Here is a 17,221-nt window from a genome sequence, read left to right on the forward strand (position 1 = left end):
AATTTTTGATAAGATAGGAGTATGAATTTTGAAAAAATCGAACAGGCTTACGACCTGCTATTAGAAAACGTACAGACTATCCAAAACCAGCTAGGCACCAATATCTATGATGCCATGATTGAGCAAAATGCTGCTTATGTAGCTGGTCAGCATGAGACGGACCTTATTGTCAACAACAACAAGATCTTGAAACAACTAGATTTAACCAAGGAAGAATGGCGCCGTGCCTTCCAATTCCTGCTCATCAAGGCCAATCAGACAGAGCCTATGCAGTACAATCACCAGTTTACGCCAGACTCTATCGGCTTTATCCTATCTTTTCTAGTGGATCAGTTGGTTTCTACTCCAAAAGTAACGGTTCTGGAAATTGGTTCGGGGACAGGCAATTTGGCTCAGACCATTCTCAATGCCAGTCAGAAAGAATTGGATTACTTGGGGATCGAAGTGGATGACCTCTTGATTGATTTGTCAGCCAGTATGGCAGATGTCATGCAGGCAGAGATTTCATTTGCCCAGGGCGATGCGGTACGTCCGCAGATTTTGAAGGAAAGTCAAGTCATTCTTGCGGATTTGCCGATTGGCTACTATCCAGATGATCAGGTTGCCAGTCGTTATCAGGTTGCTAGTCAGACCGAGCATACCTACGCTCACCATTTACTCATGGAACAGTCCCTCAAATATCTGGAAAAAGATGGCTTTGCTATTCTCTTGGCTCCAAATGATTTGTTGACTAGTCCGCAAAGCGATTTACTGAAAGGCTGGTTACAAGAACAAGCCAATATCGTTGCCATGATTGCCCTGCCACCAAGTCTCTTTGGAAAAGCTGCCATGGCCAAGTCCATTTTTGTCCTGCAAAAGAAAGCGGCTAGACCACTAGCACCCTTTGTCTATCCCTTGCAGAGCTTGCAAGAACCAGAAGCTATTCAGAAGTTCATGGTCAATTTCAAAAATTGGAAGCAAGAAAATGCAATTTAAGTAAAAATCTGTTATACTAATTAGGAAAACGCTTTTAAAGGGGAACACTATGTCAAAAACAATTGCGATTAACGCAGGTAGCTCAAGTTTAAAATGGCAATTATATCAAATGCCAGAAGAAACTGTCTTAGCAAAAGGGATTGTTGAGCGTATCGGTTTGAATGATTCCATCTCAACAGTTAAGTATGATGGGAAGAAAGAAAGTGAAGTTTTAGATATTCCTAATCATACGGTTGCGGTTAAGATTCTCCTAGAAGACTTGCTTAAACACAACATCATCGCTGCTTACGAGGAAATTACTGGTATCGGACACCGTGTTGTTGCAGGTGGAGAGATTTTCAAAGAATCAGCTGTTATTGGACCAAAAGAGGTTGAGCAAATTGAAGAACTAAGTGCTTTGGCACCGCTTCATAACCCTGCTCACGTAGCAGCAATGCGTGCATTTGAGGAAGTACTACCAGAAGTTTTGAATGTAGCTGTTTTTGATACAGCCTTTCACACTACGATGCCAAAGCATGCCTATCTTTATCCGATTCCACAAAAGTACTATACCGACCACAAGGTTCGTAAGTATGGTGCTCACGGAACTAGCCACTATTATGTAGCGCATGAGGCAGCAAAAGTATTGGGACGTCCGATTGAGGAATTAAAATTGATTACGGCTCACATCGGAAATGGTGTATCTATTACTGCCAACTACCACGGTCAATCAGTTGACACTTCTATGGGCTTCACTCCGCTTGCTGGTCCTATGATGGGAACTCGTTCAGGTGATATTGATCCAGCGATTATTCCTTACTTGATTGCAAATGTTGATGAGTTGAAGGATGCTGCGGATGTTGTGAACATGCTGAATAAACAATCAGGTTTGCTTGGTGTATCGGGTTATTCAAGTGATATGCGTGACATTGAATCAGGTTTGGAAGCTAAGAACCCAGATGCTGTTTTGGCTTATAATATTTTTATCGACCGTATCAAGAAATTCATTGGTCAATACTTTGCGGTTCTGAATGGTGCGGATGCTATTGTCTTCACGGCAGGTATGGGTGAAAATGCACCGCTTATGCGCAATGATGTAATAGCAGGTTTGTCTTGGTTTGGTATTGAGTTGGACCCAGCAAAAAATGTATTTGGCAACTATGGTGACATTTCAACGCCAGAATCAAAAGTTCGTGTCTTGGTTATCCCGACGGATGAAGAGTTGGTTATTGCGCGTGAAGTGGAACGATTGAAATAAGAAAAACTAACAGGCAGTCGGAGACTGCCTGTTTCTCTTATAGTTTATATCTTTAGAAAGGTATAGTTTTTAGCAAGTGGTCAAAATATATAGTGTGTGATACAATAGACTGGCAAAGAAATTTGCACAGAGTAGATGGTTTGCGTCAAGTGTATGTGGATGGGATGTTGCTACATAACGAAGCTTATCGTCATTTAGTTTTTCTTTTATTACTTCGACGAGCGAGGAAACTTTGTTTCCTTATTTCCAACTTCAAACACTCCACTGGAGTGTTTGAACTCGCCTTGCCTGATTGAAACAGTCTGGGGGACTGTTTCAAGTCAATGCCTAGAAACAAGAAAGCATTGAGTTATGCCTGCGGTTTTTGATGCTAACTTTGTTCGCTTTATCTCCAACCTCCAAAGGTTCCCCGAACCTTTGGAGCGAGTACTAAAAGTAAACTAAAAGACTATATCTTTGCTTGTCTCTAATGTCTCCTAGAGTAGGAACATTGGGGTCTGGCTGAGACTAGCGCGGTAAACCATTGCATCCGCTGTCGAATACACACGACAGCTCCATTTTTTGAAAAAGGAGCATTTTTTATGGAAAAGAAGATTCCAAAACTAACGGTGCAGTTGTTGACTGCTATTGCGATGACCCTTGCCTTGGTTATGGTTGTGGAGAACTATTTCTCCATTCGGATTTCAGAAACCTTGCAGGTCCAGTTTACCTTCATTCCCAATACTATTTTGGGAGCTATTGCTGGTCCGATTTGGGCAGCTATTTTTGCGGCTATTTCAGACCCAGTCTTTGTCTTGTTTAGCGGGCAAACTGTCCTCTTCACTTGGATTTTGATTGAGGCGGTATCTGCTTTTATCTACGGCTGGTTCTTTTATCAGAAGCCGCTGAATATTAAAAACAAAGCTGATTGGCTCTATGTGGCTGGTGTAGTTGTCTTGATTCAGGTTGTGATTTCCTTTATCATGACACCGATTGCCCTCCATTTCCATTTTGGAACACCTTGGATTGTCTTGTATAGCAGTCGTTTCATAAAAGCTATTTTTGAAATTCCATTACGCATTGTCGTGACCATGCTTGTCTTGCCAAGTTTACAAAAAATACCTGAATTGGCCAAGTTAATGGGTATTAAATAAAACAGTATCTAGCAACAGGTCATCCCCCTGTTGCTGCTTTTGTAGAGAGGGAATCATGAATTATCAAGAAACTCGTCAGTGGTTATCGAATCGCCCTGCATCAGATTTAGAAAACGGGGTTGCGCGTGTCAACTGGCTCTTGGAACGCTTGGACAATCCCCAGCTTCAAGTGCCGACTATTCACTTTGTTGGAACAAATGGCAAGGGTTCGACCTTGAATGCCTTACAGTCTATCTTACGGTTTTCGGATTACACCGTCGGTCGCTTTACGTCACCGTCTATCATTGATTTTCGAGAGCAGATTGTCTTTGAGCAGGAGATGATTTCGGAGGACGATTTTGCGAGGATTGTGACAGACCTGCAACCCTTGATTGAGGATTTGGACCAGACGGCTGGTCTGGATGCCATCTCGGAATTTGAGATTGTAGTAGTGGCTATGTTTGTCTACTTTGCTCACTACCAGCGTCCCGACATTCTCTTGGTGGAGGCGGGCATGGGCGGTTTGCATGATGCGACCAATGTCCTTAATCCTCTAGCAGTAGTTTGCCCTTCTATCGGCTTGGACCATCAGGCTTTTTTGGGAGAGACCCACGCTGCCATAGCCCGTCACAAGATTGCTGTCTTACGTGAGCGGGTCCCATTCCTCTATGCGACCGACCAGCTAGAAGTGCTGGCAGTATTTGAGGAGTACGCCCGTCAGCTTCAGAGTCCGACCTATGCGGTAGGGCGGGAGATTCTTTTGGAAAATAGCAGAGCAGGTTTTGCGGTTTCAAGCCCCTTCGGCCGAGTTGAGGATTTAATATTGCTTATGCAGGGGCATCACCAGGAGGTCAACGCAGCCTTGGCGGTGACCACAGCTCAGCTCATCAGCCCTGATTTTCCAAAGATTACCAAAGAAACCATTAGCCAGGGCTTGTCCCAAGCCATCTGGCCGGGCCGTTTAGAATTAATCAAACCCACGCTCATGATTGACGGAGCCCACAATAATGAAAGCATCGCCGTCCTGACCCAGCTCCTAGAGGAAAAATATGCGGACAGAGATATTGAAATCCTCTTTGCAGCCATCAATACTAAGCCAGTGGACCAGATGTTGTCCCAGCTTAGCCAATTTGGACCTGTTAGCGTGACAATCTTTGACGATTTCAGAGCGGTGCAGCTAGAAGATTATCCGTCAGGTTACGGACGGGTGCAGACCTATCAAGAGTGGTTGGAGCGGGTGGACTTGGATAATCCCAAAAAACTTTACCTGATTACAGGCTCATTGTATTTCATTACCTATGTGAGGAAGTACATTTTAGAAGAGTTTATAGTCATTTGAATTAGCTTTGATACATCGTCACTTTCGGTTTGCCGTACTCTAGTACTGTCTGCACCTCAGTTCCTTGTCTGAAAGCTAATTCATTCGACTATATAGAAAAAAGGCTTTGCCGGGCATTCTACCTAGCAAAGTCTTTTGTTTTAATAGTTTTTAATCAAATCAACCGTTGAGCGGTCTAGCTTTTTAACGATGGCTTGCAAGAAGGCTTGGGCCTCTAAGAAGTCATCCATGCTGTAGAGAGTTTGATGGGAATGGATGTAGCGAGCGCAGACACCGATAGTTGTCGACGGAACACCATGATTTTTCAAGTGGGCTGCACCAGCATCTGTTCCACCTTTACCACAGTAGTATTGGAATTTGACCCTAGCTTCTTCGGCAGTTGTGAGGAGGAAGTCTTTCATGTTTTTTAATATGATATGACCTGGGTCGTAGAAACGAAGCAGAGTTCCGTCACCAATTTTTCCTTGGTCGCCGTAAATATCGCCAGCTGGCGAGCAATCAACAGCAAGGAAAATATCTGGATTGAACTTAGTTGTAGAAGCATGAGCTCCACGTAGACCAACCTCTTCTTGCACATTTGCCCCAGCAATCAACTGATTTGGCAAAGCTTGACCGGATAGGCTTTCTAGCAACTCAGTCACCATAAGAACACCGAAGCGGTTGTCCCAAGCCTTAGAAATGACATTTTTTCCGTTGGCTGTTAGAATGGTTTCGTTTTTGGGAACCAGGACATCCCCCGGACGAACGCCGAACGCCCAAGCTTCGTCATAATTGGCAAAACCAGCGTCGAAAATAATATCAGCGATGGCAGGCATGCCGGGAGCGTTAGCCCCACGAGAAAGATGGGGAGGCACTGAACCTGAAATGGCAGGAATGGTCCGACCGTCCTGTAGTTGAAGCGTGAAGGCTTGACTGGATACAACTAGCGGATTCCAGCCTCCCAACTCGACAACACGGAAAGTACCATCAGGTTTAATCTGACTGATCATAAAGCCGACTTCATCCATATGAGCGGCTACAAGGATACGAGGTGCGTTTTCAACAGCCGTATCTCTGATACCAAAAATTCCACCTAGTCCATCTGTTTCAATGCGGTCCACATGCGGTGTGATTTTCTGGCGGATGTGGTTGCGAACCTGTCCTTCAAATCCCGGTAGACTTTGCAATTCTGTAACTTCTTTAATTTTTTCAAAAAGAGTCATACTTTTTCCTCCATGACATGATTACTACTATTTTATCACGAAGAGCTAGACTTGTCTTGAAAATATGGGAAAATAAACAATAAACACATGATGAAATCATGCTTTCTGAAAACTGAATCGTTTTCATATGTTTGTGGAGAGTTTGTCTCAGCTGTCACAAGTCCAATGGCATTTTTGGGAAAATTCCGAGGAATTATGATAAAATAGTCAACATGAAAAAGAAAAAGACAGCCTTGCTAGCAGGCTTATTGGGGGCAGGTGTGCTCACCGCTAGTGCTCAATTTTACCGTAAAATCCAAGAAGACCGTAAAAAAGCACAGGCCTTGCAGGAGGTACGTGACTTTTTCGCTGATTTAGGAGAGATTGCCACGGTCTATGTGGATGAAACAGCTTCTACACAGACTACTCTTATCGGAGGGGTTGTGATGGAGGCAGGACAGGTATTTCTATTTGAAAATACCAAAGGTTCTATTCAATACAGGGAGGAAGAAAGATGATTTTTCCAACAAATCTTGAAGAAGTAGCTGCCTTGATTGAAGATGGCAAGCCAACTGTTTTTCTATTTGTGACGACTTGGTGTGGAGATTGCCACTATATCAAACCGCATGTGCCAGCTATCGAAGAGGCTTTTCCAGATTTCCGTTTTGTGCAACTGGATCGTGATGACTTTATGCCTTTGGCGCAGGAATGGGCTATTTTAGGCATTCCAAGTCTGGTTGTTTTGGAAAATGGTAAGGAAATCGGTCGTTTTGTCGATAAGAATCGCAAGACCAAGGAAGAAATCATGAACTTCTTATCTGGATTGGGTAGATAGATTAGCAGAGAAGCTCTGCTATGTCCAAAAGAAAGGAAAAAACATGAAGAAATCACTAGGAAAAATCCTTCTAGCGCCTGTGGTGCTAGGGTTGAGTTTAAGTTTGGCACCGCTGGCTCAAGCGGAAATTCAGACGGATGTTATCAATGAAAAATGGGGCAAGCCAACCCTGGTCTACGGTGGCGGTTTGTCAGATGCGCAGGCGACAGAGGTTAACAATCTATTTGGTATTTCGGATGTTAATCATGTCAGTCGTCAGGTAGTTGTTGGCACGGATATGGACCAATATTTAGGTACATATGGAGCAGATACAGCTTCCCTCTATTCATCTGTCTTGGTGCAAAAGCAGGATGCTGGAAAAGGGGTTGGGGTGGATATTAAGACGCCGCAGAACATCACCTTGATTACTGAGACACAGTATGCCAATGCGGCTATCACAGCTGGTGCGACGGATGTCTTGATTGATGTAGCTTCTCCGATTCAGGTGACAGGGGAGTCTGCTCTGACAGGTGTTTACAAGGCTCTCGCGGCCAATGGTGAAACAGTTGACCCGGCTCGGACAGAGGTAGCCCAACAAGAATTAACGACTGTTAACGAAGTGGCGACAGCCCATACAGGTGACACTAATTTTGATAGTTCAGCCTTGGATAAGGCAGTCGCGGAAATCAAGACTGCTCTTGCCGACTACAAACAGTCCAACGGTCAGGTAGCTTCCGAATCAGACCTCAATACTATTATCAACGATGTCTTGGCCAATAACGGTTTGGAAAATGTCATCACAGCAGATGAAGTTTCGAAATTGGTTACCTTTGCCAAAGCCTATCAGGAAACCTCTGCCATTGATTCGGCTGAGGTTGCTGCTCAGCTCAACCAGTTCAAGCAACAGGCGGAGCAACAAATTTCAGAAGCCTATAAGAATCTACAAGATTCAGGGATTTTAGAAAAAATCGGTGCCTTTTTTGAAAATCTTTGGAAAGGCTTGACCGGTCTATTTGCATAAAGGAGAAATGAAAAAGAAATGATTTTTACATATAATAAGGAACACGTTGGCGATGTTCTGATGGTGATTGTGGCTGAGGACAAGGGTCAGCCTGTCCAGTTTGAACGCAAGGGTCAAGTGGCGCGTGTTTTCCTAGAGGAAACAGGAAAAACAGTAGCTTGGAATATTTTTGAAGCATCAAGTTTGGTTGAGATTGCTGGAAATGGTCAAGTTTTCCTAACAGACGAGCAAGTTGCGACCTTGAATGCCGAATTGGCAAAAGAAGGCTTTACTGAAAGCTTGGTTAACGACAATGCTCCAAAGTTCGTAGTCGGTCAGATTGTGGAATTGGTTCCTCATCCAGACAGCGACCACCTCAATATCTGCCAGGTCAATGTCGGTGACAAAACAGTGCAAATCGTAGCTGGTGCCCCAAATGCTGCCCAAGGCTTAAAAACCATTGTGGCTCTTCCGGGGGCAATGATGCCGAGCGGTAGCCTGATTTTCCCAGGGAAATTGCGTGGTGAAGATAGCTTTGGAATGATGTGCAGTCCACGTGAATTGGCTCTGCCAAACGCACCACAAGTCCGTGGCATTATTGAATTGGACGACTCCGCAGTGGTCGGAGAAGCTTTTAATCCAGCAAAACACTGGAAGGGATAGAAAAAGAAGAATTGGTCAGTGGCCAATTCTTTTATGCTGTTTCAATTTTTCCTTCAATAGCTTGTCGGAGTTCCTCTGTCAAAGCCTGTTGTGATTTGAGTTGGAAATAGAGACTGGATAGGAAATGTTGGAGATTGAGCCATCGGAAGTAGTCCAGAGGTTCTTGGTTGGGAAAGTCTAGTTCGTTCATCCATTCTGTCAGCTCTTGGCTTGATACTTTTTCATTCAGCAGAAGGTAGACAGGGATTTGAGCCAGACGGATTTCCTCGCCAGCGGAGAAAACTTTACTTTGTTTAGTTAGACAAGTAAGAATAGCTTGCCATACCTCTTTGCTTTTTTCATTGGAAAATTGCTCATGACAGCTTGCAGCCAGAAGAAAATCTGCTCCGTGGGCAGCGGTGTGGATCCAGCCGAGTTTTTCATCAAAGCCAAACCAGTCATCTTCAATCGTCAAATAATCCAAGGCCTGTTGGAAAAGCAGTTCGTGGTCGTCAGTGCTTAAAAATGCAGAGTACTCAGAATCTTGGTCATTGTCAACAGACAGCAGAAGACAGTAAAGCAAGCAAGTAAAACTTCGCTTTAGTGTGGAACTTTCTAGGGAAAATGGCTTGGTGTCCTGTGAACCTTGAAGTAATTCCTGTGCTTGTTCTCTTGTAATCAAACCATTTAGAAAGATGTGGCAAAAACTAGCATAAACCAGTTCGTCGCGTATAGCAGGATCTGGATGACCGATGTTTTCCAGCAACCAAGCCAGTTCATCATTGGTATATGGTTTAGAGGATTGCAATTTTTCTATTAATTCTTTCATGATTTTCTTTCTTTCTTTTTATGAACTTTCTACGAATAAATAAGTAGGAGGATATAAAATGTATAATAAAGTTATTCTAATCGGTCGCTTGACGGCCCAACCTGAACTCACTCAAACCCCTAACGGTAAAAATCTGACCCGTGTAACCGTCGCAGTCAATCGACGATTTAAGACAGAAAATGGCGAACGTGAAGCGGATTTTCTCAATGTTATCTTCTGGGGCAAACTGGCGGAAACACTTGTTTCTTATGGTAGCAAGGGCAGTCTGATTTCTATTGACGGTGAGTTGCGTACCCGTAAATACGAAAAAGATGGCAGCAACCACTATGTGACGGAAATCTTGGGCAATACCTTCCAGTTGCTCGAAAGCCGTGCCCAACGTGCCATGCGAGAAAACAATACTGGCGATGACCTGGCTGATTTGGTTTTGGAAGAGGAGGAATTACCGTTTTAATATCGGTCCCAAGACCGATGGAGAATGTTGAAAAGTAGGCTATACTATAGTCAATCCTAAATATTTTTCATATCTCCTTAAAAACACCGACAAAAGTTGGTGTTTTTTTGATGTTCATTTTATATATTTCCACCATTCTACTAGCATAACAATTAGTGATAACAAAATAACGCCATAAAAGAAAAAGATGATGTAGTGAGGGTGGCTAATGAAAAATATCCAGACGAGCCAGAGTAGATAGGCGACGGGGCAAAAAGTCCAGTCTCGCTTCTCAGAGTTCGTGTCAACATCTCAGCGCAGTGGTTGATTGGCAGCTTTGTTCGTGCTACACACTCCAAATCTGACCTAATCAACTGTGCGGGGGTGGGAAAACGAACTCTTTTTGACCAGTCGAGTTCTTTCCCACTCCCCCAAAATCCTAATTTACGTTTTAAAAACCACTCTGCAAAACTTTCGTAGGCTGAAAATCGGCTTTCAAGGTAATCTGTTTTTAAATCTCTAAAAAATTTCATGAATACCCCCTAACTTGTTAAAAATAGTATAGCATACTTTACCTATAATGAATAGCTAAATTCTATCTCATACTTAAGAAGGATTTTCACGAAAAAGAATAGAATTTTCTTGACTATTTTTGACCAAGTGATACAATAGGAAATGTGAGTTAGCACTCGCGTGTAGAGAGTGCTAAAAAGACCAGGAGGTAATAGAATGTTAAAACCATTGGGCGATCGTATCGTCGTAAAAATTGAAGAAAAAGAACAAACAGTTGGTGGCTTTGTCCTTGCAGGTGCCAGCCAAGAAAAGACAAAAGAAGCAAGTGTCCTAGCGATTGGACAAGGGATTCGTACCTTGAATGGTGACTTGGTTGCCCCAGCGGTGGCAGTTGGAGATATTGTTTTGATTGATGCTCACGCAGGATTGGAAGTTAAAGACGGAGACCAAGCCGTTCACATCATCCGTGAAGCAGACATTTTGGCAATTGTAGAATAGAGGTAGAAAAATGGCAAAAGAAATTAAATTTGCAGCAGATGCACGTGAAAGCATGGTCCGTGGTGTCGATATTTTGGCTGACACAGTCAAAGTAACCTTGGGTCCAAAAGGTCGTAATGTTGTCTTGGAAAAAGCTTACGGTTCACCCCTCATTACCAATGACGGTGTGACCATTGCTAAAGAAATCGAGTTGGAAGACCATTTTGAAAATATGGGTGCTAAATTGGTATCCGAAGTGGCTTCAAAAACCAATGACATCGCTGGTGACGGTACAACAACTGCAACTGTTTTGACTCAGGCTATTGTTCGCGAAGGCTTGAAAAACGTAACTGCAGGTGCCAATCCAATCGGTATCCGTCGTGGGATTGAAGCAGCAGTTGCAACTGCAGTTGAAGCCTTGAAAGCACAAGCAAGTCCTGTATCGAATAAAGCTGAAATTGCTCAAGTCGCAGCAGTATCTTCCCGTTCTGAAAAAGTTGGTGAGTACATTTCAGAAGCTATGGAGCGCGTGGGAACAGACGGCGTTATCACCATTGAAGAATCTCGCGGTATGGAAACAGAATTGGATGTGGTTGAAGGTATGCAATTCGACCGTGGTTATTTGTCACAATACATGGTGACAGATAATGAAAAGATGGTAGCTGAACTTGAAAATCCATTCATCTTGATTACCGATAAGAAAATTTCTCATATCCAGGATATTTTGCCGCTTTTGGAAAGCATTCTCCAGACTAGTCGTCCGCTCTTGATTATTGCTGACGATGTGGATGGCGAAGCTCTTCCTACCCTTGTTCTCAACAAGATTCGTGGTACCTTCAACGTTGTTGCAGTCAAAGCTCCAGGTTTTGGAGACCGTCGTAAAGCTATGTTGGAAGACATCGCGATTTTGACAGGTGGTACAGTGATTACAGAAGACCTTGGTTTGGACCTGAAAGATGCAACCATTGAAGCACTTGGTCAGGCTGCCAAAGTTGTGGTCGACAAAGATGGTACAACCATTGTTGAAGGTGCTGGAAATCCAGAAGCTATTGCCAACCGTGTCGCTGTTATCAAGTCACAAATTGAAGGAACAACTTCAGAATTTGACCGTGAGAAATTGCAAGAGCGTTTGGCTAAATTGTCAGGCGGTGTTGCAGTGATCAAAGTCGGTGCCGCTACTGAGACTGAGTTGAAAGAAATGAAACTCCGTATCGAAGATGCCCTCAACGCAACACGTGCCGCAGTTGAAGAAGGAATCGTTGCAGGTGGTGGTACAGCCCTTGTCAATGTGATTGATAGTGTAGCAAAATTGGAATTGACAGGCGACGATGAGACAGGACGCAATATTGTCCTTCGTGCCTTGGAAGAACCAGTTCGTCAGATTGCCTATAACGCAGGTTATGAGGGTTCAGTTATCATTGATAAACTGAAGAATTCAGAACTAGGCACTGGCTTTAACGCAGCGACAGGCGAGTGGGTCAACATGATGGATGCAGGTATCATTGACCCTGTTAAAGTAACACGTTCTGCCCTTCAAAATGCGGCTTCCGTAGCCAGCTTGATTTTGACAACTGAAGCAGTCGTTGCCAACAAACCAGAACCAGCCGCTCCAGCTATGCCACAAGGTATGGATGGAATGGGTATGGGCTACTAAGAAATAGCAAAATGACACAGCTGATTGGCTGTGTTTTTTTCTTGAAAATTTCAAACATATCTATTTGACAATGGGTTTGGGATGTGGTACTATATTAGACGGTACTTTTTACTTTTGGTCTCTCAAGAGTGTACAGGGACGTGCTGACAAATGTTGCAAAAGTACACACAGATAGGGGTTGTCACCAATGCCCTATCACCAAAAATAAAAAATATATACAGGAGAATGTAGATGCCTACAATTAACCAGTTGGTACGTAAACCACGTAAGTCTAAAGTAGAAAAATCTAAATCACCAGCTTTGAACGTTGGTTACAACAGCCGTAAAAAAGTTCAAACAAACGTTTCATCACCACAAAAACGCGGTGTTGCAACTCGTGTCGGAACAATGACACCTAAAAAACCTAACTCAGCCCTTCGTAAATTTGCTCGTGTACGTTTGAGCAACCTTATCGAAGTTACTGCTTACATCCCAGGTATCGGTCACAACTTGCAAGAGCACAGTGTGGTTCTTCTTCGTGGTGGACGTGTAAAAGACCTTCCAGGGGTACGTTACCATATCGTTCGTGGTGCACTTGATACTGCAGGTGTTAACGATCGTAAGCAAGGCCGTTCTAAATACGGTACTAAACGTCCAAAAGGCTAAGAAAGGGGAAATATAAATGAGTCGTAAAAATCAAGCGCCTAAGCGCGAAGTATTGCCAGATCCATTGTATAACTCAAAATTGGTAACTCGTTTGATTAACCGTGTTATGTTGGACGGTAAACGTGGTACTGCTGCATCAATCGTTTACGGTGCTTTTGATCAAATCAAAGAAGCAACTGGTAACGATGCACTTGAAGTATTTGAAACAGCAATGGAAAACATCATGCCTGTACTTGAAGTACGTGCACGTCGTGTCGGTGGTTCTAACTACCAAGTCCCAGTTGAAGTTCGTCCAGAGCGTCGTACAACACTCGGTCTTCGTTGGTTGGTAACAATCGCTCGTAACCGTGGTGAGCACACTATGATCGATCGCCTTGCGAAAGAAATCATGGATGCAGCAAACAACACAGGTGCAGCTGTTAAGAAACGTGAAGATACTCACAAAATGGCAGAAGCAAACCGCGCATTCGCACACTTCCGCTGGTAAGATAGGATATTTTAGCGTTAAGCAAATGCTAGCCAAAATAGGAAAAGTGACGAAGAAACTTCAGTTTCTAGGAGATTTTACACCTAAAGGTAGCCACACTTGTAGTTGGCTAAAGCCAAAACAATTGTGTCTCTTTTTAGCAGACATTTGTAGCTAAAATTCAACTAAGATTAAGATACGAGGACGTATAAAACGCATAGTAAAAATAGGAAATGCGACGAAGAGTCTGTGGACTCTAGGAGGATTTACACCTAGAGGTAGCCACACTTGTAATTGGCTAAAGCCAAAACAATTGCGTCTCTTTTTTGCCAAGCGTTTAGTCCGAGTTCAGTTTCTACATTGGATATACGCAAGTTAACTGAATTTAATCTAAGATGAATGAACTTCGTTCATCTATCACAAATCGGATTGAGGCTTGCCTCAACCACTTCACACCATTAGTAAGAAATCAAGCGGGTGGGATTTGCCCACTCGCTTTTCTTAAAATATGGTATAATTAAAGTATAAAACTAAAAATATAGGAGAACAAACCTCATGGCACGCGAATTTTCATTAGAAAAAACTCGTAATATTGGTATCATGGCGCACGTTGACGCGGGTAAAACAACGACAACTGAGCGTATTCTTTACTACACTGGTAAAATCCACAAAATCGGTGAAACTCACGAAGGTGCATCACAAATGGACTGGATGGAGCAAGAGCAGGAGCGTGGTATCACTATCACATCTGCTGCGACAACAGCTCAATGGAACAACCACCGTGTAAACATCATCGACACACCAGGACACGTGGACTTCACAATCGAAGTACAACGTTCACTTCGCGTTCTTGATGGTGCGGTAACTGTTCTTGACTCACAATCAGGTGTTGAGCCACAAACTGAAACAGTATGGCGTCAAGCAACTGAATACGGTGTTCCACGTATCGTATTCGCTAACAAAATGGATAAAATCGGTGCTGACTTCCTTTACTCTGTAAGCACACTTCATGAGCGTCTTCAAGCAAATGCTCATCCAATCCAATTGCCAATCGGTTCTGAAGATGAGTTCCGTGGAATCATCGACTTGATCAAGATGAAAGCTGAAATCTATACTAACGACCTTGGTACAGATATTCTTGAAGAAGATATTCCAGCTGAATACCTTGACCAAGCTCAAGAATACCGTGAAAAATTGGTTGAAGCAGTTGCTGAAACTGATGAAGAATTGATGATGAAATACCTTGAAGGTGAAGAAATCACAAACGAAGAATTGAAAGCTGCTATCCGTAAAGCAACTATCAACGTTGAATTCTTCCCAGTATTGTGTGGTTCTGCCTTCAAAAACAAAGGTGTTCAATTAATGCTTGATGCGGTTATTGACTACCTTCCAAGCCCAGTTGATATCCCTGCTATCAAAGGTATCAACCCAGATACAGATGCTGAAGAAGAGCGTCATGCTTCTGATGAAGAGCCATTTGCAGCTCTTGCCTTCAAGATCATGACTGACCCATTCGTAGGTCGTTTGACCTTCTTCCGTGTATACTCAGGTGTTCTTAACAGCGGTTCATACGTATTGAACACTTCTAAAGGTAAACGTGAGCGTATCGGACGTATCCTTCAAATGCACGCAAACAGCCGTCAAGAAATTGAAACTGTTTACGCTGGTGACATCGCCGCTGCGGTTGGTTTGAAAGACACTACAACTGGTGACTCATTGACAGATGAAAAAGCAAAAATCATCCTTGAGTCAATCCACGTTCCAGAACCAGTTATCCAATTGATGGTTGAGCCTAAGTCTAAAGCTGACCAAGACAAGATGGGTATTGCCCTTTCTAAATTGGCTGAAGAAGATCCAACATTCCGCGTTGAAACAAACGTTGAAACTGGTGAAACAGTTATCTCTGGTATGGGTGAGTTGCACTTGGATGTCCTTGTTGACCGTATGCGTCGTGAATTCAAGGTTGAAGCAAACGTAGGTGCTCCTCAAGTATCATACCGTGAAACATTCCGCGCTTCTACACAAGCTCGTGGTTTCTTCAAACGCCAGTCTGGTGGTAAAGGTCAATTCGGTGACGTTTGGATCGAATTCACACCAAACGAAGAAGGTAAAGGCTTCGAGTTCGAGAACGCTATCGTCGGTGGTGTGGTTCCACGTGAATTCATCCCAGCGGTTGAAAAAGGTCTCGTAGAATCTATGGCTAACGGTGTTCTTGCTGGTTACCCAATCGTTGACGTTAAAGCGAAGCTTTACGATGGTTCATACCACGATGTCGACTCATCTGAAACAGCCTTCAAAGTGGCAGCATCTCTTGCCCTTAAAGAAGCAGCTAAATCAGCTCAACCAACTATCCTTGAGCCAATGATGCTTGTAACCATCACTGCACCAGAAGATAACCTTGGTGACGTTATGGGGCACGTTACTGCACGTCGTGGTCGCGTTGATGGTATGGAAGCTCGTGGTAACACACAAATCGTTCGTGCTTATGTGCCACTTGCTGAAATGTTCGGTTACGCAACTGTTCTTCGTTCAGCAACACAAGGTCGCGGTACTTTCATGATGGTATTTGACCACTACGAAGATGTACCAAAATCTGTACAAGATGAAATCATTAAGAAAAACGGTGGTAATGCTTAATTGCTAACCCAGGCAGCTTCGGCTGCCTTTTTCTATGTAAGTTCCTGCATTAAAGTATGCAAACTCTTGCAATTTTCGGTAAATAGTTATATAATAAAAACGTTGAAAAGATGCTTGTAGGCTTACAAGTTAATATTTTCACAAAAGGATTAAAAGGCTTGCCTTTTAAAATAAAGAACTCGATTTTCATAAGGAGGAAATCATTCATGGTAGTTAAAGTTGGTATTAACGGTTTCGGACGTATCGGTCGTCTTGCTTTCCGTCGTATCCAAAACGTAGAAGGTGTTGAAGTTACTCGTATCAACGACCTTACAGATCCAGTAATGCTTGCACACTTGTTGAAATATGACACAACTCAAGGTCGTTTCGACGGTACTGTTGAAGTTAAAGACGGTGGTTTCGAAGTTAACGGTAAATTCGTTAAAGTTTCTGCTGAGCGCGAGCCAGGAAACATCGACTGGGCTACTGATGGCGTAGATATCGTTTTGGAAGCTACAGGTTTCTTTGCTTCTAAAGAAAAAGCTGAGCAACACATCCACGCTAACGGTGCTAAAAAAGTTGTTATCACTGCTCCTGGTGGTAACGATGTTAAGACTGTTGTTTTCAACACTAACCACGACATCCTTGATGGTACTGAAACAGTTATCTCAGGTGCTTCATGTACTACAAACTGTTTGGCACCAATGGCTAAAGCTCTTCACGATGCATTTGGCGTTCAAAAAGGTTTGATGACTACAATCCACGCTTACACTGGTGACCAAATGGTTCTTGACGGACCACACCGTGGTGGTGACCTTCGTCGTGCACGTGCTGCTGCTGCAAACATCGTTCCTAACTCAACTGGTGCTGCTAAAGCTATCGGCTTGGTAATCCCAGAATTGAACGGTAAACTTGACGGTGCTGCACAACGTGTTCCAGTTCCAACAGGTTCTGTAACTGAATTGGTTGCAACTCTTGACAAGAAAGTAACTGCTGAAGAAGTAAACGCTGCTATGAAAGCTGCTGCTACTGAATCATTTGGTTACACTGAAGACCAACTCGTATCTTCAGATATCGTAGGTATCTCATTCGGTTCATTGTTTGATGCAACTCAAACTAAAGTTATCGAAGTTGATGGCGAGCAATTGGTTAAAGTTGTTTCATGGTACGACAACGAAATGTCTTACACTGCACAACTTGTTCGTACTCTTGAGTACTTCGCAAAAATCGCTAAATAATCCTTAGTGAAAATCGAAGAGGCTTCGGCCTCTTTTTTCATTCGTTCTTT

At 43.2% G+C, this 17,221-nt stretch carries 18 protein-coding genes; 15 read left to right on the forward strand and 3 right to left on the reverse strand.

All coding sequences use genetic code 11. From position 1 onward, the window contains the following. Nucleotides 1–21: 21 nt before the first annotated feature. The 4 genes from P7J36_RS02345 (at nt 22) to P7J36_RS02360 (ending at nt 4,663) form a co-directional block, all read left to right on the forward strand. Nucleotides 22–975, forward strand: a complete 954-nt coding sequence (locus tag P7J36_RS02345; protein ID WP_408551179.1) for a class I SAM-dependent methyltransferase — start codon at nt 22–24, stop codon at nt 973–975. 49 nt (nt 976–1,024) lie between these two features. Further along, complete coding sequence (locus P7J36_RS02350; protein WP_408551180.1) at nt 1,025–2,212, forward strand: acetate kinase; 1,188 nt, start codon at nt 1,025–1,027, stop codon at nt 2,210–2,212. Nucleotides 2,213–2,793: 581 nt separating this feature from the next. Then, nucleotides 2,794–3,345: a folate family ECF transporter S component gene (locus P7J36_RS02355; RefSeq protein WP_398582470.1), complete on the forward strand. Its 552-nt coding sequence runs from the start codon at nt 2,794–2,796 to the stop codon at nt 3,343–3,345. A gap of 55 nt (nt 3,346–3,400) precedes the next feature. Beyond that, nucleotides 3,401–4,663 (forward strand): bifunctional folylpolyglutamate synthase/dihydrofolate synthase, encoded by a 1,263-nt coding sequence (locus P7J36_RS02360; protein WP_408551181.1) that lies wholly within the window; start codon nt 3,401–3,403, stop codon nt 4,661–4,663. Between the two features lie 140 nt (nt 4,664–4,803). Here the strand turns inward: P7J36_RS02360 and pepA are convergent, their stop codons facing one another. Next, nucleotides 4,804–5,865, reverse strand: a complete 1,062-nt coding sequence (pepA, locus tag P7J36_RS02365) for a glutamyl aminopeptidase (RefSeq protein WP_408551182.1) — start codon at nt 5,863–5,865, stop codon at nt 4,804–4,806. A gap of 212 nt (nt 5,866–6,077) precedes the next feature. Here pepA and P7J36_RS02370 point away from each other — a divergent pair, with 212 nt between their 5' ends. The 4 genes from P7J36_RS02370 to ytpR are packed head-to-tail and all read left to right on the forward strand — an operon-like array spanning nt 6,078 to nt 8,321. Continuing rightward, the gene (locus P7J36_RS02370; protein WP_012774909.1) at nt 6,078–6,362 is read left to right on the forward strand and encodes a DUF4651 domain-containing protein; all 285 of its coding nucleotides are present in this window, start codon (nt 6,078–6,080) and stop codon (nt 6,360–6,362) included. Then, on the forward strand, nt 6,359–6,679 hold the full coding sequence (locus P7J36_RS02375) for a thioredoxin family protein (protein ID WP_024388908.1): 321 nt from the start codon (nt 6,359–6,361) through the stop codon (nt 6,677–6,679). Before P7J36_RS02370 ends, P7J36_RS02375 begins: the two co-directional genes overlap by 4 nt. A 43-nt stretch (nt 6,680–6,722) precedes the next feature. Continuing rightward, nucleotides 6,723–7,679 carry a DUF1002 domain-containing protein gene (locus P7J36_RS02380; RefSeq protein ID WP_408551183.1) on the forward strand — a complete coding sequence of 319 codons (957 nt, stop codon included), beginning with the start codon at nt 6,723–6,725 and terminating at the stop codon, nt 7,677–7,679. A gap of 18 nt (nt 7,680–7,697) precedes the next feature. Next, a complete protein-coding gene (ytpR, locus tag P7J36_RS02385) occupies nt 7,698–8,321 on the forward strand; it encodes a YtpR family tRNA-binding protein (RefSeq protein ID WP_408551184.1) in 624 nt (207 codons plus the stop codon). 31 nt (nt 8,322–8,352) lie between these two features. On the opposite strand, the gene P7J36_RS02390 is transcribed toward ytpR, so the two are convergent. Then, a complete protein-coding gene (locus P7J36_RS02390; RefSeq protein ID WP_408551185.1) occupies nt 8,353–9,129 on the reverse strand; it encodes a DUF2785 domain-containing protein in 777 nt (258 codons plus the stop codon). A gap of 58 nt (nt 9,130–9,187) precedes the next feature. Here P7J36_RS02390 and P7J36_RS02395 point away from each other — a divergent pair, with 58 nt between their 5' ends. Then, nucleotides 9,188–9,583: a single-stranded DNA-binding protein gene (locus tag P7J36_RS02395; RefSeq protein ID WP_099811371.1), complete on the forward strand. Its 396-nt coding sequence runs from the start codon at nt 9,188–9,190 to the stop codon at nt 9,581–9,583. Nucleotides 9,584–9,735: 152 nt separating this feature from the next. On the opposite strand, the gene P7J36_RS02400 is transcribed toward P7J36_RS02395, so the two are convergent. Then, nucleotides 9,736–10,095 (reverse strand): hypothetical protein, encoded by a 360-nt coding sequence (locus P7J36_RS02400; protein ID WP_408551186.1) that lies wholly within the window; start codon nt 10,093–10,095, stop codon nt 9,736–9,738. A gap of 196 nt (nt 10,096–10,291) precedes the next feature. On the opposite strand from P7J36_RS02400, the gene groES reads away from it, so the two are divergent. The 6 genes from groES to gap all read left to right on the forward strand — a co-directional run bounded on the left by groES (nt 10,292) and on the right by gap (nt 17,171). Then, complete coding sequence (gene groES / locus P7J36_RS02405) at nt 10,292–10,573, forward strand: co-chaperone GroES (RefSeq protein ID WP_408551187.1); 282 nt, start codon at nt 10,292–10,294, stop codon at nt 10,571–10,573. A 10-nt stretch (nt 10,574–10,583) separates the two neighbouring features. Continuing rightward, nucleotides 10,584–12,206 carry a chaperonin GroEL gene (groL, locus tag P7J36_RS02410; RefSeq protein WP_099832326.1) on the forward strand — a complete coding sequence of 541 codons (1,623 nt, stop codon included), beginning with the start codon at nt 10,584–10,586 and terminating at the stop codon, nt 12,204–12,206. Between the two features lie 231 nt (nt 12,207–12,437). Next, entirely contained in the window at nt 12,438–12,851 is a 414-nt protein-coding gene (gene rpsL, locus P7J36_RS02415; RefSeq protein ID WP_002940030.1) for a 30S ribosomal protein S12, read from the forward strand. 16 nt (nt 12,852–12,867) lie between these two features. Then, a complete protein-coding gene (gene rpsG, locus P7J36_RS02420) occupies nt 12,868–13,338 on the forward strand; it encodes a 30S ribosomal protein S7 (RefSeq protein WP_002940031.1) in 471 nt (156 codons plus the stop codon). A gap of 534 nt (nt 13,339–13,872) precedes the next feature. Further along, the gene (fusA, locus tag P7J36_RS02425) at nt 13,873–15,954 is read left to right on the forward strand and encodes an elongation factor G (protein ID WP_408551188.1); all 2,082 of its coding nucleotides are present in this window, start codon (nt 13,873–13,875) and stop codon (nt 15,952–15,954) included. A gap of 206 nt (nt 15,955–16,160) precedes the next feature. Next, nucleotides 16,161–17,171, forward strand: coding sequence for a type I glyceraldehyde-3-phosphate dehydrogenase (gene gap, locus P7J36_RS02430; RefSeq protein ID WP_002940037.1), 1,011 nt, complete (start codon nt 16,161–16,163; stop codon nt 17,169–17,171). Nucleotides 17,172–17,221: the final 50 nt, after the last annotated feature.

Origin of the sequence: Streptococcus suis, assembly GCF_046032115.1 — a bacterium.
Classification (GTDB): Bacteria; Bacillota; Bacilli; order Lactobacillales; family Streptococcaceae; genus Streptococcus; species Streptococcus suis_AJ.